The 22,097-nt window shown below is 44.6% G+C and carries 21 protein-coding genes, 1 pseudogene, 2 riboswitches and 1 other annotated feature; of the genes and pseudogenes, 15 read left to right on the plus strand and 7 right to left on the minus strand.

The window, feature by feature from the left end; genetic code table 11:
* Window positions 1-25: 25 nt before the first annotated feature.
* The 11 genes and pseudogenes from AC6ESP_RS07880 to asd all read left to right on the plus strand — a co-directional run bounded on the left by AC6ESP_RS07880 (window position 26) and on the right by asd (window position 8,946).
* Entirely contained in the window at window positions 26-1,375 is a 1,350-nt protein-coding gene (locus AC6ESP_RS07880) for a glucose-6-phosphate isomerase (protein ID WP_497096159.1), read from the plus strand.
* 15 nt (window positions 1,376-1,390) lie between these two features.
* Window positions 1,391-2,803 carry an NADP-dependent phosphogluconate dehydrogenase gene (gene gnd / locus AC6ESP_RS07885; RefSeq protein WP_497096160.1) on the plus strand — a complete coding sequence of 471 codons (1,413 nt, stop codon included), beginning with the start codon at window positions 1,391-1,393 and terminating at the stop codon, window positions 2,801-2,803.
* 98 nt (window positions 2,804-2,901) lie between these two features.
* On the plus strand, window positions 2,902-3,462 hold the full coding sequence (locus AC6ESP_RS07890; RefSeq protein WP_497096161.1) for a hypothetical protein: 561 nt from the start codon (window positions 2,902-2,904) through the stop codon (window positions 3,460-3,462).
* 163 nt (window positions 3,463-3,625) lie between these two features.
* Window positions 3,626-3,799 (plus strand): hypothetical protein, encoded by a 174-nt coding sequence (locus AC6ESP_RS07895; RefSeq protein WP_497096318.1) that lies wholly within the window; start codon window positions 3,626-3,628, stop codon window positions 3,797-3,799.
* A gap of 121 nt (window positions 3,800-3,920) precedes the next feature.
* A pseudogene (locus AC6ESP_RS07900) lies at window positions 3,921-4,504 on the plus strand (NAD(P)H-binding protein).
* Window positions 4,501-4,887, plus strand: a complete 387-nt coding sequence (locus AC6ESP_RS07905) for a MerR family transcriptional regulator (protein ID WP_497096162.1) — start codon at window positions 4,501-4,503, stop codon at window positions 4,885-4,887. The pseudogene AC6ESP_RS07900 and the gene AC6ESP_RS07905 overlap by 4 nt, the downstream one beginning before the upstream one ends.
* Window positions 4,888-5,102: 215 nt before the next feature.
* Window positions 5,103-5,918: a bifunctional hydroxymethylpyrimidine kinase/phosphomethylpyrimidine kinase gene (gene thiD / locus AC6ESP_RS07910; protein WP_497096163.1), complete on the plus strand. Its 816-nt coding sequence runs from the start codon at window positions 5,103-5,105 to the stop codon at window positions 5,916-5,918.
* 140 nt (window positions 5,919-6,058) lie between these two features.
* Window positions 6,059-6,592, plus strand: coding sequence for a TetR/AcrR family transcriptional regulator (locus AC6ESP_RS07915; RefSeq protein WP_497096164.1), 534 nt, complete (start codon window positions 6,059-6,061; stop codon window positions 6,590-6,592).
* A gap of 12 nt (window positions 6,593-6,604) precedes the next feature.
* Window positions 6,605-6,931 (plus strand): DMT family transporter, encoded by a 327-nt coding sequence (locus AC6ESP_RS07920; protein WP_497096165.1) that lies wholly within the window; start codon window positions 6,605-6,607, stop codon window positions 6,929-6,931.
* 25 nt (window positions 6,932-6,956) lie between these two features.
* Window positions 6,957-7,325 carry a DMT family transporter gene (locus tag AC6ESP_RS07925; RefSeq protein ID WP_497096166.1) on the plus strand — a complete coding sequence of 123 codons (369 nt, stop codon included), beginning with the start codon at window positions 6,957-6,959 and terminating at the stop codon, window positions 7,323-7,325.
* Window positions 7,326-7,457: 132 nt separating this feature from the next.
* Window positions 7,458-7,727, plus strand: a binding site (T-box leader).
* A 133-nt stretch (window positions 7,728-7,860) separates the two neighbouring features.
* A complete protein-coding gene (asd, locus tag AC6ESP_RS07930) occupies window positions 7,861-8,946 on the plus strand; it encodes an aspartate-semialdehyde dehydrogenase (RefSeq protein WP_497096167.1) in 1,086 nt (361 codons plus the stop codon).
* 173 nt (window positions 8,947-9,119) lie between these two features.
* Here asd and AC6ESP_RS07935 read toward each other — a convergent pair whose 3' ends face one another.
* The 6 genes from AC6ESP_RS07935 to AC6ESP_RS07960 form a co-directional block, all read right to left on the minus strand.
* Window positions 9,120-10,214 (minus strand): GerAB/ArcD/ProY family transporter, encoded by a 1,095-nt coding sequence (locus AC6ESP_RS07935; protein WP_497096168.1) that lies wholly within the window; start codon window positions 10,212-10,214, stop codon window positions 9,120-9,122.
* Window positions 10,215-10,235: 21 nt separating this feature from the next.
* Window positions 10,236-10,457: a hypothetical protein gene (locus AC6ESP_RS07940; protein WP_497096169.1), complete on the minus strand. Its 222-nt coding sequence runs from the start codon at window positions 10,455-10,457 to the stop codon at window positions 10,236-10,238.
* Window positions 10,454-11,635 carry a Ger(x)C family spore germination protein gene (locus AC6ESP_RS07945; RefSeq protein ID WP_497096170.1) on the minus strand — a complete coding sequence of 394 codons (1,182 nt, stop codon included), beginning with the start codon at window positions 11,633-11,635 and terminating at the stop codon, window positions 10,454-10,456. The genes AC6ESP_RS07940 and AC6ESP_RS07945 overlap by 4 nt, the downstream gene beginning before the upstream one ends.
* Before the next feature lie 27 nt (window positions 11,636-11,662).
* Window positions 11,663-12,757 (minus strand): GerAB/ArcD/ProY family transporter, encoded by a 1,095-nt coding sequence (locus tag AC6ESP_RS07950; RefSeq protein WP_497096171.1) that lies wholly within the window; start codon window positions 12,755-12,757, stop codon window positions 11,663-11,665.
* Window positions 12,758-12,778: 21 nt separating this feature from the next.
* The gene (locus tag AC6ESP_RS07955; RefSeq protein WP_497096319.1) at window positions 12,779-14,341 is read right to left on the minus strand and encodes a spore germination protein; all 1,563 of its coding nucleotides are present in this window, start codon (window positions 14,339-14,341) and stop codon (window positions 12,779-12,781) included.
* 276 nt (window positions 14,342-14,617) lie between these two features.
* A complete protein-coding gene (locus AC6ESP_RS07960; RefSeq protein WP_497096172.1) occupies window positions 14,618-15,667 on the minus strand; it encodes a Rieske 2Fe-2S domain-containing protein in 1,050 nt (349 codons plus the stop codon).
* A gap of 110 nt (window positions 15,668-15,777) precedes the next feature.
* Window positions 15,778-15,880, minus strand: a riboswitch (purine riboswitch).
* Window positions 15,881-16,025: 145 nt separating this feature from the next.
* A riboswitch (purine riboswitch) is annotated at window positions 16,026-16,127 on the plus strand.
* 105 nt (window positions 16,128-16,232) lie between these two features.
* On the opposite strand from AC6ESP_RS07960, the gene AC6ESP_RS07965 reads away from it, so the two are divergent.
* The 4 genes from AC6ESP_RS07965 (at window position 16,233) to AC6ESP_RS07980 (ending at window position 20,092) form a co-directional block, all read left to right on the plus strand.
* A complete protein-coding gene (locus AC6ESP_RS07965) occupies window positions 16,233-16,793 on the plus strand; it encodes a phosphoribosyltransferase (protein ID WP_497096173.1) in 561 nt (186 codons plus the stop codon).
* 31 nt (window positions 16,794-16,824) lie between these two features.
* Window positions 16,825-18,351 (plus strand): IMP dehydrogenase, encoded by a 1,527-nt coding sequence (locus AC6ESP_RS07970; RefSeq protein WP_497096174.1) that lies wholly within the window; start codon window positions 16,825-16,827, stop codon window positions 18,349-18,351.
* Window positions 18,348-18,875 (plus strand): hypoxanthine phosphoribosyltransferase, encoded by a 528-nt coding sequence (gene hpt / locus AC6ESP_RS07975; RefSeq protein WP_497096320.1) that lies wholly within the window; start codon window positions 18,348-18,350, stop codon window positions 18,873-18,875. Before AC6ESP_RS07970 ends, hpt begins: the two co-directional genes overlap by 4 nt.
* A 251-nt stretch (window positions 18,876-19,126) precedes the next feature.
* Window positions 19,127-20,092 carry an acetylxylan esterase gene (locus AC6ESP_RS07980; RefSeq protein WP_497096175.1) on the plus strand — a complete coding sequence of 322 codons (966 nt, stop codon included), beginning with the start codon at window positions 19,127-19,129 and terminating at the stop codon, window positions 20,090-20,092.
* A gap of 575 nt (window positions 20,093-20,667) precedes the next feature.
* Here the strand turns inward: AC6ESP_RS07980 and guaD are convergent.
* Entirely contained in the window at window positions 20,668-22,038 is a 1,371-nt protein-coding gene (gene guaD / locus AC6ESP_RS07985; RefSeq protein ID WP_497096176.1) for a guanine deaminase, read from the minus strand.
* Between the last annotated feature and the right edge of the window lie 59 nt (window positions 22,039-22,097).

The raw sequence follows: 22,097 nt of genomic DNA on the forward strand, positions 1-22,097 counted from the left end.
TAAGGATTCAAAGGAGACGTTACAGATGAGTATTTCATTCGATTATACGAATGCCCTATCATTCATTCAGCAGCATGAAGTAGATTACTTCGGTGAATTCGTCAATGTGGCGCACCGTATGCTGCATGAGAAGCAAGGCCCCGGCTCTGACTATCTGGGGTGGGTGAACCTGCCGCTTCAATATGATCAAGAAGAATTTGCTCGCATCAAGCAAGCCGCAGAGCGCATTCGCAGTAATTCGGATGCCTTGATCGTAATCGGCATTGGCGGTTCTTATCTTGGTGCAAGATCTGCAATCGAAGCATTATCCCACACGTTCCATAACCAAATGGAAGGGAACACACAGATTTATTTTGCCGGGCAAAATATTAGCTCTACGTATATCACTCATCTGCTCGAACTGCTGGAAGGTAAAGATATCTCCCTTAATGTGATCTCCAAATCAGGGACAACGACAGAACCAGCCGTTGCTTTCCGTATTCTGAAAGAATATATGGAGAAAAAATACGGCAAGGAAGAAGCTCGCAAGCGTATCTTCGCAACAACAGATGCTTCCAAAGGAGCGCTTAAGAAGCTTGCAGATGAAGAAGGCTATGAAACCTTCGTCATTCCTGATGATGTAGGCGGACGTTATTCTGTACTTACAGCGGTAGGACTGCTGCCTATCGCCGCTGCTGGCCTCGACATCGATCAGATGATGGCTGGCGCTGCAGCTGCCGCTCAGAAATACAACAATGCCGATCTGGCTGCTAATGAGAGCTATCAGTATGCAGCCGTTCGTAACGCTCTTTATCGTAAAGGAAAAACAATCGAGCTGCTTGCTAACTTCGAGCCTTCCCTACATTATGTATCGGAATGGTGGAAGCAGCTGTTCGGCGAGAGCGAAGGTAAAGACCAGAAGGGGTTATACCCTGCTTCGGTGGATTTCTCTACCGATCTGCACTCCATGGGACAATATGTTCAAGAAGGGCGTCGCGATCTCATCGAGACTGTTCTAGCTGTGAAGAAGCCTCGCATAGAGCTGACGATTCAAGAGGATACAGGCAATCTGGATGGCTTGAATTTCATTGCGGGAATGACGATGGATGAAGTGAACAAGAAGGCTGCCGAAGGTACAAGACTTGCGCATGTGGACGGCGGCGTACCGAATCTGATCGTAGAGCTCGATGAGCTTACTGCATATACGTACGGTGAGATGGTGTATTTCTTCGAGAAGGCTTGTGGTATCAGCGGGTTGCTGCTCGGCGTTAATCCGTTCGACCAGCCAGGCGTCGAAGCTTACAAGACGAATATGTTCGCCTTGCTCGGCAAGCCAGGCTTCGAAGCGCAGCGAGCAGAATTAACCAAGCGTCTATCTTCAATGGGACAAGAATAACAGGGGGAACTTATTGTGAGCAAACAACAAATTGGTGTAGTTGGGTTGGCCGTTATGGGCAAAAACCTAGCTCTGAATATCGAAAGCAAGGGCTTCTCAGTATCACTGTTCAATCGTTCGGAAGAGAAGACGAGAGAGCTTGTAGCAGAAGCGCAAGGGAAGAACGTTGTGGGTACTTACAGTGTCGAAGAGTTCGTTCAATCGCTTGAAACACCGCGTAAAATATTAATTATGGTTCAAGCAGGCCAAGCTACAGATGCTACCATTAATCAGCTTATCCCTTACCTCAGCCAAGGAGATATCCTTATCGATGGCGGCAACGCTTATTTCCCTGATACGCAGAGAAGGAACAAAGAGCTGCAGGAGCAAGGCTTCCGTTTCATCGGAGCCGGTGTATCTGGCGGTGAGGAAGGTGCTCTTAATGGTCCAGCAATTATGCCTGGCGGACAAAAAAGCGCATATGAGCTCGTTGAGCCAATATTGACTGCGATCTCTGCCAAAGTTAACGGTGATCCATGCTCGACTTACATTGGAGAAGGCGGCGCTGGTCATTATGTGAAGATGGTTCACAACGGTATCGAATATGGCGATATGCAGCTTATTGGCGAAGCGTATCACCTCTTGAAGGATGTATTGCATGTCGATACGAACGAGCTGCACAACATTTTCACCGAATGGAATAATGGCGAGCTTGATAGCTATCTGATCGAGATTACAGCAGATATCTTCGGTAAAACAGATCCAGATACAGGAAAACCAATGGTGGATGTTATTCTCGATTCCGCAGGCCAAAAGGGTACAGGCAAATGGACGAGCCAAAGCGCTCTGGATCTAGGTGTTCCGCTCTCTATTATTACTGAGTCCGTGTTCGCACGGTTTATCTCCGCAATGAAAGAAGAACGTGTAGCTGCAAGCAAAATTCTGAGCGGGCCAGCAGCAGCAAGCTATGATGGTGATCCAGCCGAATTTATCGAAGCTGTACGCCAAGCACTATATGCGAGCAAGATTGCTTCTTATGCACAGGGCTTTGCACAGATGAGAGCAGCTTCTGAGGAATACAACTGGGATCTGAACTATGGCAGCATCGCGATGATCTTCCGTGGCGGCTGTATCATTCGTGCTAGATTCCTGCAAAATATTAAAGATGCATATGACCGCGACCCAGGTCTGCGTAACCTTCTACTCGATGAATACTTCAGTGGAGTTGTTCAGAATTATCAGGATGCTTGGAGAAAAGTAATCTCGATCGCTGTATCAAGAGGGATTCCGGTTCCAGCCTTCGCTTCAGCTCTTGCTTATTACGACAGCTACCGCACAGAGCGGCTGCCAGCTAACCTGCTGCAAGCGCAGCGTGATTATTTCGGCGCCCACACGTTCAAGCGTCTGGATCAAGAGGGAAGCTTCCACTTCCAGTGGATGGACAATTAATTTATCGCAAATAAGAATGGAGCAGCTGCCTATGGCAGCTGCTCCATTTTTTTGACCATAAGCAAGCGTCATGGCATCTGCCATTCATCCGGTATCACTTGATTGATAATGTCGAGGTAGTGATTTGCTTTTTGGTGAAATTTGTCTTAACTTTAATGGTGTTTATATTCAGTATAGCAGGTTGTTCTGCTTCGCAAAGTGTTAAAATATCAGACCAGAATGGTACTGTGGCAAAAGATTATTTGGAATCTAAGGGTTATAAAGTCGCTTCATATGAAGGTACTAGCGAAACCTACTTATTAACGAAAGAAAAGTTAATGAACTTACCCTATTCCAATTACTGGGGGCTACAAAGCGAAGACCCTAGTAAGTATCTGGGTAAAGAAGTTAGTCTACAAAAGTTCGTAGTGACAAACCATCCATTAGATAATTGGAAATCAACAAGCACAAAAACAGAAAATATCGTAAAATCCAAGGGGAAAACGACAACTTGGATTTATATCGTGGATAACCAAGCGGTGGGCGGACATTCTTATCCAGTAATCGACCAGTTTATGACGGGTGGAGTATGGTCATTAGATGGAAGAACACTGGAAGAAGTTCATTCTATCAGTTTTAAAGATTGGTCAGAGCAATGGAAAGCAAAGTTTGGTAACTAATGATTTGTTAATAATCACAACTTATAACACAAATTAAGTTAGCCGCCTTTTCATCAATAGGCGGTTTTATTTTGGTCCAAAATCAACACTAAGAAATAACATAGCCCAAATAATAAACACTTATCGATGATTTCTTCATTAATTAACACACTAAGCTCAACTAATTGACGAGTTGAGCTTAGTTATGGTGCCTATTGCAATTGGAGCATCTCATTCTGTCACTCTGTTCGAAACGAATTCTTATCTGAATAAACAAGATCCCGTTCATTTCACCTTAAAGAGCATAGAACGACTGGATGATGATGGAGTATGGATGAGATATGTATTTAAAACTTAAAGCTAATTAGTATTGACTTGGAGTTAACTCCAGACTGTAAACTGATATATACAGGACATGTTCTAAATAAGGGAGCGTTAAGTTGAGTAAAAATGTATTGATTCTTGGTGCCAACGGGTAAATCGCTCGTTATGCAATTGATTTATTTTTAAACGAAACCGATGCTAAGCTGACGCTTTATTTGCGGAATTCAGGCAGGTTAAGAAACATGGATTCAGATCGTGTTCAAGTAATCGAAGGCGATGTTATGGATTTAGAACTATTAAAAGAAGCAATGACTGGGCAAGATGTTGTCTATGCCAATCTAGCAGGGAATCTAGAACAAATGGCAAACAGCATTGTCAACGCAATGAATGCGTCTGATGTTAAACGCCTTATTTTTATTAGCTCGATGGGCATATATAATGAAGTACCGGGAGAGAAGTTTGGTGACGTATTACGTCCTTATAGAAAATCAGTTGAAATCATTGAAGCTTCAAGCCTCGATTATACAATTGTAAGACCTGCATGGTTTACTAAACAGGATGAGATTGATTATGAGACAACTCAAAAAGGTGAGCCATTCAAAGGATCGGTTGTATCATGTAAGAGTGTTGCAGACTTAGTCGTTACATTGTCTGAAACGCCAGAATTAGAAGTTCGTCGGAGTCTAGGAATTAACAAACCCGAATAACATATCCGAGACCAGAGGGGGGAACAGAATGACGATCACAGAAGTAAGCGAGAAATTTGATCTTACTCAGGACACACTCCGTTATTATGAACGTGTTGGGTTAATTCCTCGTGTGAATCGGAATAAAAGCGGTATGAGGGATTACACAGAAGAAGACTGTCGGTGGGTTGAATTTATCAAGTGTATGCGCAATGCAGGTCTTCCTATAGAAGTATTGATTGAGTATGTAGGATTGTATCAGCAGGGTGATGAAACGATTGAGGCGAGGAAAGATCTCTTGGTCGAGCAGAATAAGCAGCTTGTGGCTAGAATGGAAGATATGAAGAACACATTGGAACGATTAGATTATAAAATTTCTAGATATGAATCGGCCGTGCTTGAAAAAGAAAATGCACTAAGAAAAGAAATGAATTGAATTAAAGGAATCCAACTGATGATAAAATGAAAAGGATGATATCTCTTAGTCATAAATGACTATCTGATGTCATCCTTTTTCATTGGAGCGATTGTTTATGGAAAGACCAATAGTCGGCCTAACTCGTTATCAAGAATGCAAGCTTATGTTTGACAACCTTACTCATAAACAGTAGGATAATTCCAACTGAATAGTAAAGGAGAAATATTGTACTTATGATTATTCCAAAAACGTTAACCATTGCTGGCTCAGACACGAGTGGTGGCGCTGGCATCCAAGCTGATCTCAAAACATTCCAGGAGTTAGGCGTATACGGTATGACCGTTCTTACGACGATCGTTGCGATGAAGCCAGATTCATGGGATCATCTTGTGTACCCGATTGAGCTGAGCGTTGTCGAGGCGCAGCTTAGCACTGTAATGGATGGTATAGGCTTCAATGCCATGAAGACAGGTATGCTCGGTACAGTCGATATTATTGAATTGGTCGCTTCCAAGCTGAAGCGTGCAGATATGAATGGTATTGTTATTGATCCGGTAATGGTATGTAAGGGTACTGATGAAGTATTGCAGCCGGAGAATACAGAAGCGATGTTGAAGTATTTGATTCCGCAGGCTGATCTTGTTACGCCGAACTTGTTCGAAGCATCCCAGCTTGCTAAGACTGGACCTATTCGCTCTAGAGAGCAAATGCAGCAGGCAGCCGCTATCATTCACGAGCATGGGGCTAAGCATGTGTTGATCAAAGACCGTGGCGTTATCGAGCCGGGTCTAGCAATAGATCTATTGTACGATGGCAACAGCTTCGAATGGCATGAGGCTGCAGCTGTGAAGACAAGCTATACACATGGAGCAGGCTGCACCACTTCTGCTGCAGTAACCGCAGGTCTTGCCAAGGGTTTGACTGTGAAGGAAGCCGTCCGTGAAGGGAAAGCTTTTATTACGAAGGCAATCGAGGGTGGTTTTCCGCTCAATCGCTTTGTCGGACCTACACATCATGCCGCACACCGGCTTGTGGACAGTGTAAGATAACAGCAAGTAATAAGGAATAATAAAGTACAGCAGAGAACCAGCATGCATCATGCATTGCAGGTTCTCTTTTTTATAGCGTGATAGCTGAATTTGACAACAAAACCGTCTGGACGGTACACTAAACATAGAGGTGATTCCCTGTGAATAGTAATTCTAAGCGTAGTCAGGTACTAGCTGCAGCTTCCTATATAGTGAACAATCATGGTGTGGAGAAACTTACACTGGAGGCTGTTGCCAAAGAAGCTGGAATCAGCAAAGGAGGCTTACTTCATCACTTTTCCAATAAGCAGGCGTTAATACAAGGAATGGTGGAGGAGGTATCCGATCGTTTTGTTACAGACATGAATAATAGGGTAGCACATGCAACAATTAGTGAAGGCAAATGGAGTCGTGCATATGTTGATGCGACAATTAAAGATATTGCGGAAGGCAATGGTGTCAGTACAGCACTTACGGCGTCACTTTTTACAAGTCCAGAGTTACTTGCCAAGCTGCAAGCTGAGTATGCCATATGGCAACAAAATATAGAGAACGATGGAATAGACCCCATACAAGCAACCATAGTCCGGTTAGCTTTGGATGGTCTGTGGTTCTCAGAAATATTCGGATTGGGCAAGGTGGACGATAACTTACGCGATAAAGTAATTCAAAGCTTAAAAAAAATGACCGATTAAGGAGACACTAACTTGAATTCCTACTTATTATTAGCAGCAGCCATCATGGCTGAAGTATTTGGAAGCTCTATGCTGAAATTATCCAATGGTTTTAAGAAATGGCTCCCTTCAATAGGGGTCGTCTTAGGAATGGGTACCGCTTTCTATAGCCTGTCCATAGCACTAAAGGAAATACCTTTAGGAACGGCTTACGCGATATGGTCAGGAGTGGGTACGGCGTTAACAGCTTTAATCGGAGTTGTCGTCTATAAAGAAGGCTTTAGCATCAAAAAATTTGCAGGCCTTGTTCTTATTATTGGTGGGGTCGTCATCATGAAGCTTACTGGCGGTTCACACTAGCTTGTAGAGAAATGGAGGGGATATAGTGAAAGGATATATTGCACTTGCGCTTGCAATTACGGGAGAAATATTCGGTACAACGATGCTTAAATTATCAGAAGGCTTTACTAATCTATTTCCTTCTATAGGTACCTTAATCGGGTTTGGAATAGCGTTCTATTGTTTATCACTCAGCCTCAAAGCGATCCCATTAAGCTTAGCTTATGCAATATGGTCAGGAGTAGGGACGGCTTTAACGGCTGTAATTGGTATTCTAATATGGGATGAACCGTTCAATATTGGTACAGTGGCAGGTATTGTATTCATAATCGGAGGGGTTGTATTGTTGAACTCGTCCACTCAACGAGCGCCGCAATCAGCAGCGGCAGCTTCGAGTGAAGGAGCTATAGATTGATTTTGCTGCATTAGACACCTGCTTGTTAAGGTCTTATTCTCGGAGCTGCTGAATGCATGAATGAAGCGTAAGTAAATGTCTATGCATTAAAGGTTTCTGTTTACCTCGGGAGCATTTTCTGATAATATAATTGCAAATGCGATGAAGAGAAGAGTAGGTAAATGGATTCTTTCACAGAGAGCTCCGTCAGCTGAAAAGGAGCAAAGAGTTATTTATTGAATTAAAGTCTCAGAGCAGCTCATCGGAACCTCCATAATAGGGAGGGGGTGGTGTGCCAGGAGCTCCTGTTATAGAGCTAGAGTATAAGCATGGATGTGACAATGCCGTACTTGAAGAGGCTATTATGGCGACGTAGTAGCGAATCTGGGGTGGTACCGCGAGTATTCAAATCTCGTCCCTAAGACAACCGTCTTGGGGGTGGGATTTTTTTGATATTTCAGAGGAAAACGTAATACATGTAACATATGGTAAAGGTAATGAGACGATTAGAATAAGCTGCTATTCAATATGACATCTGAAGGGATTGAAATAGGTAATGTCAGAAAAACTTAAAGTTGGTATTGTTGGTGGAACAGGAATGGTTGGTCAACGGTTCGTTCAATTATTGGATCAGCATCCATGGTTTAAAGTAACATCAATCGCAGCAAGTGCTGGTTCTGCAGGCAAAACGTATGAAGAATCCGTGAAAGGCAGATGGAAGCTGTCTGGCCCTATCCCTGAAGATGTGAAGAATATCGTCGTTCAGGATGCTTCACTTGTAGAGCAAGTTGCTTCTGATGTTGACTTTATTTTCTGTGCGGTTGATATGAAGAAGGATGAGATTAAGGCGCTCGAGGAAGCCTATGCGAAGACAGGAACACCTGTTATCTCGAATAACTCCGCTCACCGCTGGACACCGGATATCCCAATGGTTATTCCAGAAATCAATCCAGAGCATATTGAAGTGATTGCCGCACAGAGAAAACGTCTTGGAACATCAACAGGATTCATTGCAGTTAAACCGAACTGTTCGATCCAAAGCTATGTGCCTGCACTACATGCATTGGCTGACTTCAAGCCAACGACAGTAGTAGCATCGACATATCAGGCGATTTCTGGAGCAGGCAAGAACTTCACTGACTGGCCAGATATGCTAGACAATGTCATTCCTTACATTGGCGGAGAAGAAGAGAAGAGTGAGCAGGAGCCGCTTCGTATTTGGGGCAGTGTTGAGAATGGCGAGATTGTAAAAGCAAGCTCACCTTTAATTACAACACAATGTATCCGTGTTCCTGTTACGGATGGACATCTCGCTACTGTATTCGTATCGTTCGAGAAAAAACCGACCAAAGAAGAAATTCTTGAGCGTTGGTCGCAATTCAAAGGACGTCCGCAGGAGCTTGGTCTGCCAAGTGCGCCTAAACAGTTCATTACGTATTTCGAAGAAGAGAATAGACCACAAACGAAGCTTGATCGTGATATCGAGCAGGGTATGGGTGTATCAGCAGGAAGATTGCGTGAGGACTCCCTATACGATTTCAAATTTGTTGGACTATCGCATAACACGCTGCGCGGAGCAGCAGGCGGTGCTGTTCTGATCGCTGAACTGCTCAAAGCCGAAGGTTACATTCAAGCCAAATAACGATAGATCAAACGGCAAGCTTCCTGAAGGTTTCGGGGGCTTGCTGTTTTTTTGGTTTATAGTTCGTAACCATTCAATATTCGCAACTTTTCAGTAGAAGAGATTGAAACTCCAATCTTTAGTAGCATGAATTATGGAGCAGTCATCAGGCGTTCAGGGGAGGAACGTAATCTTTAATTCTTCATTGATTTTAAAGTTCTTCGCAAATTGTCCACCATTAGCAGCAGCAGCGGTAAACCTGTAAATACTAATGGCAGCCAGAATGGTGCAACGTACCTTAAGTAGGTCGCTGTTTCAGTATAATTACGTATTCCCCACCAGTTAAATACAATTAACAATATACCAATTGGGAAAACAGTGGGGCGGTAATCCGACAGTTTGAACAGTTGCGAGAAAGAAAGGACAGAGGCATATAGAAATATGCTGATTTTGACGAAATTTCCGACAACCCACATCCCTAGCAGCAAAGACTCCGAATTTTCAAAGAAATTAAAAAGACTAATATACCTGAATGCGACCAGCATAGGATACACCTTGTTGGCGGTATCTGTTCCGAGCACAAATAACGAAATAATATGGACATAGGTCATGCTTATAATGATAGCGATTAGACAAATGATGCTCCATTTCCCTGCTTTTTTCGGATTTGTTAAATTAGGAAGCATAAAGGACATAAGGCATAACTCGCTCACCCATGCCTGTGGCGAGGCTGTTGCCTGTAGAATAGGGACAATTCCATCTGCCATTATAGGGAATATATTATTCAAATCCATTTCGGGTGCAAGAAGCATCAGGAACAACAGTGGAATAATAAAGATCGGAGTAAAGATAACTGCACACCTCGCCAGCACCTCCAGTCCGCCTCGAGCAGCCAGGCAAGTTAATAAAACCATGGAGCAGGCGATGATAAAATAGGGAGTCTTGATAAAAAAATTGCCATTAACAAAAGTTGTATACTGACGGACCATTATGCTAGTACCCTGCAGGATGCAGAAACAGATGACTGCACCCAACAATTTACCGGGAATTTTCCCGGCTATGCGTTCGCAATGTTGAATGATATTTTCGTTTGGATAAAGCGTATGTAGCCGAACGACAATAATAATTGTCACGAATCCTATGAAAAAGGAGAGAGGGCCAGATATCCAAAAATCATGTTGCGCATACTGGGCTGTGATCGTCGGCAACGCGAGAAATCCAGTTGCTAGAACAGTTGGATACAGCATTAATGCCATTTGAAAAGCAGAAATCTTCCCTTTATCTAGCATTGGATTTTTATCTCCTTGATCTTATTTTTCTATCAGTCCCCTGAACGGCTTGAAGATCGACTCAAGAAGTGTAGTTGGTCCAAGTGTGTTCGGTAAATCAAGCATGGACAGCAGCCAGCCGGCAAGGAGTAACGATATGAACACAACCTTGTCCCTCGATGGCTTCGTCTTCATTCGTGGCCATTCAAACCACCAGATTAACAGCGCTGCAATCGTAATGCCACTGAATAAAGCCCATCTCATTTTTCCTGCACCTCTTCCTTCGGCATTCCCCCGGGCGCATTGATCAGTCCAGGACGTACAATCTCTGTTTTGATATCAATTGTCGTTTTCACTTCGGGAAACAACTCATCCCAGCGCTCTTTATTTTGTTTCCACTGCTTTGGGTATTTGCGATAGAAAGCCGTTGCAAATCCTAAAATATCTACTTCAAGATCATGCTGCGCCGCTTGCAACGAATCTTCGATCCGCAGTTTTAAATCTTCCTCGAAGGCTTCGTTCATTTTTTTCAGAAGCTTCGGATTCATCGGGTTCAGGTTAGTGCCATTTTGAATCATATCACCTTCCGTTCTTACTTTAATCGTCATCTTCCAATTGTCTCCTTCAATTTTTGGAATGAGCTTCACTTTGGCTTTGAGCGGATGCAATGACACGAGTTCGCGTGTATCGTCCATTGAGAACGTAACCGTATATTCGCCTATTTCATTTCGAATCCATAAAATTCCGCGAGTTATTCTTTCCGAGATTTCCCCGATCATTTTATCCTGTTTGAAAACGGCAGTTCCCATGATGTACGGTATCGTCTGAAACGGTTTAGCAGATTTGGTTTTCGGAAGAATGCGCACAATTGGAAGCACAGCTGATTGGGCGTCTCCTTTCAACATGATGCTTAACTCTTCAAGCGTTACCTGGACTCCAATCTTTAATTTGGAAAACTCCTGAATCACTTCAGATGAAGTGCGTTCAATTGGCGGGAACAGCTCAAGTGCTTCCCCGGCTTTCCCTTTGCTGACGAACATATAGGCTCTCTCCCTCGGCTGGGGATGACGAACCAGAAAATCGAATTCATTCCTGATACCGGCCTTTGCCAATTTCTCGCTGAATATAAATACTTTGCATTGGCCCCAGAACAGTTTTCGCGGAATTTTACGCTGCAGCTTGGACAGCGCATCGGAAATATTGGTGCCTTTCTCCGAACGCGAAACCGTTTTTTGCATCTGTCCGCCACTGCCGCCGCCCTGTGCGCCGCCGCCTTGGTTTTGCGGAATGATGATTTGAACAGTCGTTCGAATTCGGCCATCATCCTCCAAGTCGAGAGCCAGTGCTGTAATTAGCGCCAAATCGTTGAGCTCTACACGATCCCAACAGCCTCCAAGCAAGCAAACAATTGGTATGACGGTGAGTGCGATCCATCGTTTCACGGTGCCGAATCTCCTATCTTCGCAAGGTTAACCTTTTTCTGACACGCCTTCACGGCGAATAGTAGCCGCTATCAGAAGAACCAGCGGGATGGCCACATAGTACAACGTTGTTTCAAATGGTGCGATAAGCTTGAATAAGGTTGCGATTCTGGCATAGTCCGGCAAATCCCATAAACTGAAAATTAAGATAGCAATTCCTAATGGGAACACAAAGGGGCGGACATCCTCCAGCTCCAACCAGTGTCCGACAGCATATGAGGCCGCATAGAATCCTGCTCCGATTTTCAAGAAGTTTCCGATGACCCACATCGCAAGCAATAGTGACTCCAAATTTTCAAAGAAATTAGCCATACTGATATACCTGTAGATAGCCAAAACAGGGAAGGTTTTATTGGCAGTATCTGGACCAAATACAAATAAAACGATTAAGTTGATATAAGTCATGCTCATAACGACGGCACTGAGGGAAATCGCGCCCCATTTCCCACCTTTTTCCGGGTCGGTTAGTAAGGGGAGGAAGAAAGTGATCATGAATGCTTCGTTAAGCCAAGGCTGCAATACGAGCGTTCCCTTCCATACTGGAGCCATCCCGCCTCCAAGTACTGGAAGCAGGTTTTTAATATCCATATCAGGATAGAGAAGCAGTAAAAAAATCATTGGAAACATGAAAAATGGAGTTAATAGGACAGCACATCTTGCCAGTACCTCGATCCCGCCAATTACGGCAAATGCAGCAATCAAAATCATTGCGGAAATAATGAGCAACTTCGACGTGTTGAATAAAAAATTTCCCGTTACGAATTCCGCATATTGACGCGCAGAGGCTCCGGTGCTGTGCAGTAAATGAAAAATATATAACGAACTTACGATTTTCCCGGCTATTTTGCCCATGATCCGTTCGCTATATTGGATGATCGTTTGATTTGGATAAAGCTTGTGCAGTTGAACTGCCAAGAACAGAGTGACAAAACCTGTACAAGCTACGAATAAGATAACGATCCAAAGATCGTTTCCAGCATATTGAGCCACAATGGTCGGAACCAATAGGAAAGCGTTGGCAAGCAGAGCTGAGTACAGCAGGAATCCCAATTGGAAAGCTGATATTCTTCCTTTATCGTTCAAATTTGTACCCCCCTCTTTATTTCATACTTCACCTCCTCGCTCAGGTCCCGGTTTTTGATGGGAATCTTGCCGGTATTTATTATACTCACTTGTAAGATGCGGCCTTGTATCCATCATCCACCATGGAGCCCGTATTAAGACGTCCTTTAGTTCTCTCGCCTTTGGAGTTGCAAGGCTTGATAAAAAAGGGACTCCAAAAGAGCGTAAACTGCACATATGAATGACGATGACGATGATGCCCATCATAACGCCGAGAAGCCCCAATGATCCCCCGAGCAAAATTAACGGAAAGCGCAGCATACGTATCGCAAGCCCGGCAATGTAGCGCGGAACCATGAAGGATGCGATGCCCGTGATTGCAACGACGATGACCATTGGTGCAGAGACAAGACCGGCCTGAACGGCAGCTTGGCCAATGACGAGCGCTCCGACAATGCTGACAGCAGAGCCAATTTGTTTGGGCAGGCGCACACCGGCTTCACGCAGCGCCTCGAACGTGACCTCCATCATGAGCGCTTCCACTATAGCCGGGAATGGCACGGCATCACGCGAAGTCGCCATGCTGACGACCAAGGAGCCGGGCACCATTTCTTGATGAAAGGTCAGAATCGCTACATAAAGCGAAGGGAGCAATAGTGACAACATGGCAAAAAAATAACGCAGCCATCGTATCATCGTACTGACTAAGAAACGTTCATAGTAATCTTCCGCCGCTTGCATAAGAGAGAAGAAGGTAATGGGGGCGACAAGTGCAAATGGCGTTCCTTCGACGAGAATTGCTGCTCTGCCTTCGAGTAGATTTGCGCAGGTGATATCGGGCCGTTCCGTACTAAGCAGCTGCGGAAATGGAGAAAATGGCTCATCCTCAATGAATTCCTCGATCATGCCGCTCTCCAGAATGCCGTCAATACGAATCCGTCCAAGTCGCGCCTTCACCTCTTCGATCAGAGTCTGATCAGCGAGTCCTTCAATGTAGGCGATAACAACTTTTGTCTGCGTATAGCCACCAATTGTCATGGGTTCTAATTTGAGCAGAGGACTTTTCACAATACGGCGAATCATGGAAGTATTGACCCGCAGTGTCTCCGTAAAGCCTTCACGTGGTCCGCGGATTCCAGATTCAGCCACAGGCTCTTCAATGGAGCGCTTCTCCCATTTGTTCAGCCCGAAAGCAAGGCCTATCGTTTCTTGATCGCTCAGCAGAATGGGGAAGCCATTTGATAGATTCTCGATACATGCATTGAAGGTTGTAAAAGGTATCGCTTGCGAAGCGGATATTTTTCGATCGGCAAGCTGTACGATGGAATATGTATCCCCAGTCCCTTCTTGCATCAGGGGGGCAATGACATGCTTTTCAACGCCTTCGGCGTCCGTTAAACCGTCAATATAAACGATTAGCGCTCTCGTCTTGCCTTCGATGAGGAAGGGGCGAAAAATGACATCTGAGCAATTGAGATATAAAGAGCGGAGCTGCTGTTCATTTTGCTGCAGTTCAGAATAAAGCGGATGCTCCAAATCGGCTTTTTGTGGCTGAACGCTGCTGTCATCTTGTTTAATTGGTAGAGTAATGCGACGTCCTCTCATCAAGCTTGTTCCTTTCAATCCTCTTAGTAACTTTTGTTATATTGATCAAAAATTTACTTTATTATGCAAGGAACGGATTGTCTTCAAGAATAACTGAATTTAAAGCCTTTGAGACTTATGCACCGTTTACGAGGAATTGGCAATGGGGTACTGACTGTAGTCAGCTGATTAATACCGTATGGCAAAAAAAATGACCTGCATCAGGAACATATGCAGGTCCAAGCTTTATGTTAACTATGGAGAGTTGTTGATATCAGTATGCAACTGCATAATGAATTAAGAAGTATAATTTCTTCCGAGTCCAAGCTCCGTTAGCAACTGACGGTAGGCGATAGAGGTGCGATCCGCTGGAATATGGGCTTCGGCCATAAGATCAAGAGGTAGATCCTCAGGAGTCTGTGCTTCGACCATCTCTGCGTCCTCTTGGAACACTTGCAGATTGAAATTAATGGTATCTTCAATTGGTGCGCTCTTATCGAAGTTGCGTGAGATCGGGCAGAACAATCGGGTATAACGAGCCGAGACAGGTGAAGCGCAGTTCAGAATCATTAGTTTACCGTCATTTGGAAAATGAACCGTTAGTGAAGCTGCGAACGGTGCGAATACGCGGAAAGCTCGCAGCCACATGAAGTCATCTGGTGCCGGATTTTCCTGGCCTTTACCATAATTGCTCACGGTGCTCCAATAATCTGCAAGCAGCTGGTCTCCTGCGCGAGTGACTTTATATTGCGGAACCTCTGTGTTGTTCCGATCCCCGAATGTTTCTGTATGCACATAAGCGAAATGGGATACATCCAGAAATCCTTCCATTTGACGTCCTGCCGAACCAGCGATATCGAAGCTTGGAGGCAGGATATTGATATAATCCGGATCATCCCATCCAGAGAATTCGGGGATTTGCTCTTCAGCAGCAGCGATAGAGGTCCAGATCAAGCCATACCGTTCAACGGCTGGATACATGATTAATTTCAGCTTGGGTGAGATTTTGGAGCTTGGATGTGCAGGCACAACCGTACATGTTCCTTCGCAGTTGTAATGGAAGCCATGATAAGGACATACGATTTCATCATTCTCGATCCACCCCTTGCTAAGTGGAGCTCCGCGGTGGAAGCACATGTCATGGGCAATAACAACCTTGCCATGACTGCGATAACATACAAGCTTAACATCAAGCAGCTTAACGGCAACTGGTTTATCCATAATTTCATCAGCAATCGCAACAGGGTACCAGAATTGAGATAGAACATGCCAATCATTCGCTGTAAAAGTACAGTCACGAGGGAGTTGTTGCAATTGGGTTTCAGCAAGCGTATTAGTCTTAATCATAAGTAGTCGCTCCTTATTATTGAATGATTGTGGTTAAAGCAATAAAACCCTAGACCCAAGAGGCGCATATTGAAATTACCTCTTCCATTAAGGACGGAATGAGGAGAACTTCATCGTATGCAGCCTCTTGTAGCCTAGGGCAATTTACGGTCACCTGGTCGAGACGCTCACTCCAATTAATGAGCTTATACAAGAGATAATACATATGTTAATTTATGTGACGCGTAAGATGTGATTATAATATTATGGAATCAGTATCGTTGTCAATGTTAATTTTAATATCATACAATAAAGTCTAATAAGGTTAATATTGACGCATTCCATTTATAGTGGTAGGATATTGAAAATGTTTCGCGTTATATTATCTGACGTAAAATCTTGTATAAGCTCATTAATCGGGATGAGCGTATCTACAGGCAACCGTAAATTGCCCCAGGCTACAAGAGGCAGTAGAAGAAGATGCTCCCACGGATTCGCTACGCATCCATTTGGGCTTCTATTCTGCTCCTTATTGGCTTGGGGTTCTTTGTATTATGTACTTATTAATTCATAGGAGTGAAGGCAGATGACTAACAAGCTTACCTTATTGGAGAATTCGATTACTGGTGCTAAGACCGTCCAAATTGTTAAAGACAGCAAGACCACTTATGACTTTAAGCTGTATCCATTCGGCGAGAGAGGCACCTTTATTGAACCAGAGCTAACAGAAGAAATTACGAATCATCTGACTAACAGCATCTTAGAGCATTTTTCTAATTTTGATTACATCGTCTCTCCAGAGCCAGGCGGCCATACATGGGGGATGCTTGCGGCTCATCAATTGAAGAAACCAATTAATATATTGCGGTTAAGCACTAGTCTATATAAGGATTTTCAAATCTGTGTTCGTCGGGAGACGGCATATAATGAGAATTATATTTGTTACGATGGCTTCAAAGAGGGAGACCGCGTTCTCCTCGTAGATGATGTAATCAGTTCGGGCGCAACCATTAGATCAATAGCTGAGCAATTTGGTAAAATGAAAGTAGAGCTTATCGGTGTTCAAGCGATACTGGCCAAAGGTGAACATTACATCAAGCTTGAGGAAGACTTAGCTGTTCCTGTTCATTTTTTGAGCCAAGTGTAGGGAAGTATTACATTCAAAAGGAGAGATGACAGTGGCCCATTATTATGAGCAGCCATCAAGAACATTCAGTGATTATTTGCTTATTCCTAATCTGACAACGAAGAGCTGCATTCCTGAGAACGTCGTTCTGCGTACCCCGATTACGAAGTTTAGTAATGGCGAGAAGCCAAGTCTTGAGATAAATCTTCCTGTCAGCTCATCCATCATGCAAGCTGTATCCGATCATAACATGGCGATCGCACTAGCGCAGCGCGGTGGAATCTCCTTCATATTCGGCTCGCAATCGATAGAGCAGCAGACTGAAATGGTCAAAAAGGTGAAGAAATATAAAGCTGGCTTCGTAACGAGTGACGCTAATCTTAAGCCTGAGGATACGCTGCAGCATGTACTCCATACCAAAGAAAGAACAGGTCATTCCACCATTGCCATTACGGAGGATGGCGGGCCGACAGGCAAGCTAATGGGTATTGTCACAAGCCGGGACTATCGCGAGAACAGCATGCTAGCTGATACGAGGATATCTTCATTCATGACTCCCCTTGCCTCGCTTGTGGTAGCGCAAGAAGGGATTACACTGCCAGAAGCTAATGAGATCATATGGGAGCATAAGCTGAATTGTCTGCCCGTAGTGAATGAATATGGCAGTCTGCTTTATCTTATTTTCCGCAAAGACTACGATAGCCATAATGAGTATCCATTGGAGCTGCATGATGACAACAAGCAGCTCATCGTAGGTGCAGGGATTAATACGAGGGATTATCAAGAACGAATACCTGCTTTGTTGGATGCAGGGGCAGATATTCTCTGTATTGATTCTTCCGACGGGTACTCCGAGTGGCAGGCGGATACGATCCGGTATGCCAAATCAACATTTGGCGATAGCGTCAAGATAGGTGCAGGCAACGTAGTTGACAGAGAGGGCTTTCTTTATTTGGTCGAAGCAGGCGCAGACTTTATCAAGGTTGGGATAGGCGGCGGCTCGATCTGTATAACGAGGGAGCAGAAGGGGATAGGGCGCGGTCAAGCAAGCTCGATCATTGAGGTGGCCGAAGCAAGGCAGCAATATTATGAGAAGACGGGGATATACGTGCCCATCTGTTCGGACGGCGGCATTGTCCATGATTATCATATTGTATTGGCGCTGGCTATGGGGGCTGACTTTGTGATGCTTGGCAGGTATTTTGCCCGGTTCGATGAGAGTCCCGGACGTAAACTGCTGCTCGGCACTAACTTCGTCAAAGAATATTGGGGGGAAGGGTCGAGCAGGGCTCGTAACTGGCAGCGGTATGACTTCGGCAGTGAAGGCAAGGAGGCTAAGCTGGAGTTCGAGGAAGGCGTCGATTCGTTTATTCCATATGCAGGTCGATTGAAGGATAATCTGGACGTAACAGTAAGCAAGATCAAATCCACAATGTGCAATTGCGGTGCGGTAACAATTGCAGAGCTGCAGCAGAAAGCTCGATTGACAGTTGTTTCTTCTACAAGCATTATTGAAGGTGGAGCTCATGATGTGATTCTGAAGGATCGGAACGGCCAATCGAACGTACTAGGAGAATAGAAACCATGATTAAGAGATTGCTGGTCAGCAGAGAGGAGATCAGAAGCAAAGTTCTCGCGCTCGGAGAACAGATCTCCACAGATTACAAGGATATGGAGCTTGTACTTATCGGTGTTCTGAATGGGGCAGCGATATTTATGGCTGATTTGATGCGAGAGATCTCCATGCCGGTCGAAGTTGATTATATCGCGGTTTCCAGCTACAGCAACAGTTCACAGAGCTCGGGTCAGATTACTCTTAAGAAAGATACCGACATCGAGCTCGCAGGCAAGCATATTCTTATTGTTGAAGATTTGATTGATACAGGATTGACCTTGAAGCACTTGAAGGAATGGTTCCATGCCCGCAATGCGTCAAGTGTTAAGCTGTGTACCATCTTCGACAAACCTTCAAGACGTCAGGTCGATATTGTTGTCGATTATGAGGGTATTGAGATTCCAGATGAATTCGTAGTCGGCTATGGTCTTGACTATGCAGGCAAATATCGGAATTACCCCGAATTATATGCAATTGAACTTAGCTAACCGCCTTCTTAAGGCGGTTTTTCTGTGTAATCTGAAATCCGACCATCCTATTGTCAGGAGAATTTTGTAATAAATAGTCTTGATTATTTCGTGGAAGTAAAAGTATGTTAATAGGGTGTGCAATAAGAATACGCTTTCGCCTAGAACAGTATTGTTCACTGCGATTCCTAGTCTATCAACCTATTGGCTTGTTTGCGCCTTTGGTTGTTGAGGTGTGTTGATCTGTTATTAATGAAGGAGCTGACTCATACATGAGCAACGCGATAATGAGACGTATAGAAGAATTGGAGAATCTATCCCCACCGCTTACAGCGAAGGCAGATCTAGAGACTTACTGGGATCAGACACTGAAGCAGTTCGCTGCCAAACCTTTGAATGCAACTAGAACACAAGTAGAAACGCCATTATCCTATATGGAAGTATTCAAAGTCGAATATGAAGGCTTCGATGATACACGGATAAGCGGGTGGTTTCTTCTCCCGAAATTCAGTCGAACAGAACCCATTCCTTGCGTAGTCCTCTATCATGGCTATACAGGGAATAAGGGCTATCCAGAGGATCATGCTTCCTACATCTTAATGGGAATGGCTGTCCTCTCCATTGATATCCGAGGTCAAGGAGGAGAGACAGGCAATCATCTGGATCAATCCTACGGCATGATTTCGGGATGGATTACACAAGGTATTCTGGGCCGCGATACGTGCTACTATAGAGCGATTACGATTGATGCGTTAAAAGCTCTGGACTTCGTAAGCGCTCAGCCTGAAGTAGATTCTTCCCGTATATGCGCATCTGGTGGAAGTCAGGGCGGCGGACTCGCAATGCTCGCAGCTGCATTGTCAGATAAGCCTGCCATTGCTGTTGCCCACATTCCGAATATGTGCCAGATGGACTTCGGCGTCATGAATTCCAGCAGCTCATTGACTGAAGCAGCGAGATTCATTGAGCGCAACCCACAGCATCTTAACACGGTAATTGACACGCTTAGCTATTACGACAATATGAATCTAGCGCATCGCATTCGCATCCCTTTGTTAGTAACTGTTGGGCTCAAGGACCCCGTCACGATGCCAGAAACGATCTACGCCGCTTATAATCGTGTGCAGTCGGAGAAGGAGATTATTCCATACCCCTTCACAGGCCATGCCGTGATAGGAGACCAGAATCGTAAAGCGCTGGAGTTTATTGAGAAGCATTTAATAGTAGGAAGAGAATAATACTGCGAGAAAGAGTTAGATAGACCGTCCTAGAAGTAATTGGCTCGTATATTAAAAAGTACCGCCTTCTAAGTGAGAAGGCGGTCAGAGTGTCGAGAAAGTCCTAGGGGTTTTTCGGCACTTTTTATTTGGTGGTTCAAAATACAATGTAGCTCCAGCTCGCACAATTTAATAGTCTATCTCGCGTGATGCAGACTGTATTTCATACAACTTTATGGCGGTATATCGTCAATAGCTTTCTATACACTGCATTCACTACAATTTAGTTTCCTGAAATTTACTTTAATGCACCAAAACAACGGATTTGGTTGTATGTAATGCAACCTCAGCGGACTTCTAGTGCCGTTTCCACTGATTTTATTGCACGAAATACAATGTAGCTTCAGCTCGCACAATGAATAGCCTATCTCGTGTGATGCAGACTGTATTTCATGCAATCTCAAGGCGGTTTATCGTCAATAGCTTTCTAAACACTGTATTCACTACCATTCGGTTTCATAAAAAACAGGAGGTTTCTCTACAGTCTGACCGCCCTCTGAGTGAGAAGGCGGTTTTGTTTTGTCCGAATATTAAATTTACAACTCGCGAGAATGTACTTTTTCACCTTGCACCCATACCTCACGAATATGTTCGGGCCTAGCGAGATACATGATTTTTTGGAAAATGTCATGCAATGCTTCACTTTCATTGAATATCGGAAGCTTGGCACCTGGCATGGCAGTATCGATAATCTGTGCATCCCAGGTGTAGCTCTCAGCCAAGCGGCCGATCGGCAGGCTTAAGCTTTCTCCTCCACCGGCAGTTGCGAGATAGAAGGCTTCATCAATGGTAATGCGCGATGCTGGCACTCCGCGTTCTTCGGCAGGCAGCTCCGTATTCACACCATCCTCCAGCATTCTGGATGAGATAACGGCTTGTCTTGCATTATCGAATAGACTGGGGGAATACCCGCCGGATAGATCGGAGCCTAACCCAATCTCAACACCTTTGGCGTGCCAACGAGCGATCGGGATAACACTGTTCGCGAAGTAAGCATTAGAGATTGGGCAATGACTGATTGCCGTTCCAGTCTCAGCGAATAGAGCAGCGTCATTCTCGTCTAGAAAATTGCTGTGCGCCATCACAGACTTGTCTCCTAATAGACCGAAATCATGGAGAGCAAAAGCATCATGCTTGTGGAATCTTTCCTGTACATAGCCATGCGCCCAATCGCTTTCGCTGCAATGCGATTGAATATGGGTATTGTATTTGGCAGCCAGCTCGCCGAGCCCCTTCAAGGAATCATCCGTACAGCTTGGGATGAATCTTGGGGTAACCACAGGGTAGACTCCTTGTTTGGTTGTCTCCGCTAGCTGCTTGACGGCGATAATGAATTGCTCCGTATCTGCTAACGCTGATTGTGTATTGGCGTCCCGATAGTATTCGGGTGTCTGCTCTGGGTTGTCCATGACAACCTTCCCAACCAGACCGCGTTGTCCTTTGCTAGCACAGATCTCAGCCAGAAGCAGGCTAGCTTCCTTATGAACAGTTGCAAAATAAAGGGCGGTCGTAGTTCCATTAGCTAGCAGCGTACTGACAACATCCTCATAAACCTGCTGTGCAAAAGATAAGTCGGCAAATTTGGATTCCAGCGGGAACGTATACGTATTCAGCCAATTATAGAGAGGGATATCTAGAGCTGTGCCAGACTGTGCCCATTGTGGGGCATGGACATGCAGGTCAATAAAGCCTGGCAGCAAATACTGACCCTTGCTCAATCGCTGAAAGTTCTCTTCATTCTCATAGGTATGCAGAATGGCTCGATAATCATCATGCTCTGGAGCGACAACTCTCTCGATCACACCATGATCATTAATACAGAATAGATGATCAATTAAGATTGCAACCTCGTGAAAGGTTCGACTGGTGAAGGCAGTTCCTTGAAAAACTCGCGCGTACTTGCTCATATGTCGCCTCTTTCACTATGGATTATGTAGCTATTATCGTTATTATAGGCTGATGGCAG

The organism is Paenibacillus xinjiangensis (genome assembly GCF_059686975.1).

What these genes read in the sequence shown, in the direction of transcription:
- AC6ESP_RS07880 (WP_497096159.1), top strand. Translation starts at nt 26, where the DNA reads ATGAGTATTTCATTCGATTATACGAATGCCCTATCATTCATTCAGCAG.
- AC6ESP_RS07905 (WP_497096162.1), top strand. Translation starts at nt 4,501, where the DNA reads ATGACGATCACAGAAGTAAGCGAGAAATTTGATCTTACTCAGGACACA.
- thiD (WP_497096163.1), top strand. Translation starts at nt 5,103, where the DNA reads ATGATTATTCCAAAAACGTTAACCATTGCTGGCTCAGACACGAGTGGT.
- asd (WP_497096167.1), top strand. Translation starts at nt 7,861, where the DNA reads ATGTCAGAAAAACTTAAAGTTGGTATTGTTGGTGGAACAGGAATGGTT.
- AC6ESP_RS07935 (WP_497096168.1), bottom strand. Translation starts at nt 10,214, where the DNA reads ATGCTAGATAAAGGGAAGATTTCTGCTTTTCAAATGGCATTAATGCTG.
- AC6ESP_RS07940 (WP_497096169.1), bottom strand. Translation starts at nt 10,457, where the DNA reads ATGAGATGGGCTTTATTCAGTGGCATTACGATTGCAGCGCTGTTAATC.
- AC6ESP_RS07955 (WP_497096319.1), bottom strand. Translation starts at nt 14,341, where the DNA reads ATGAGAGGACGTCGCATTACTCTACCAATTAAACAAGATGACAGCAGC.
- AC6ESP_RS07960 (WP_497096172.1), bottom strand. Translation starts at nt 15,667, where the DNA reads ATGATTAAGACTAATACGCTTGCTGAAACCCAATTGCAACAACTCCCT.
- AC6ESP_RS07965 (WP_497096173.1), top strand. Translation starts at nt 16,233, where the DNA reads ATGACTAACAAGCTTACCTTATTGGAGAATTCGATTACTGGTGCTAAG.
- AC6ESP_RS07980 (WP_497096175.1), top strand. Translation starts at nt 19,127, where the DNA reads ATGAGCAACGCGATAATGAGACGTATAGAAGAATTGGAGAATCTATCC.
- guaD (WP_497096176.1), bottom strand. Translation starts at nt 22,038, where the DNA reads ATGAGCAAGTACGCGCGAGTTTTTCAAGGAACTGCCTTCACCAGTCGA.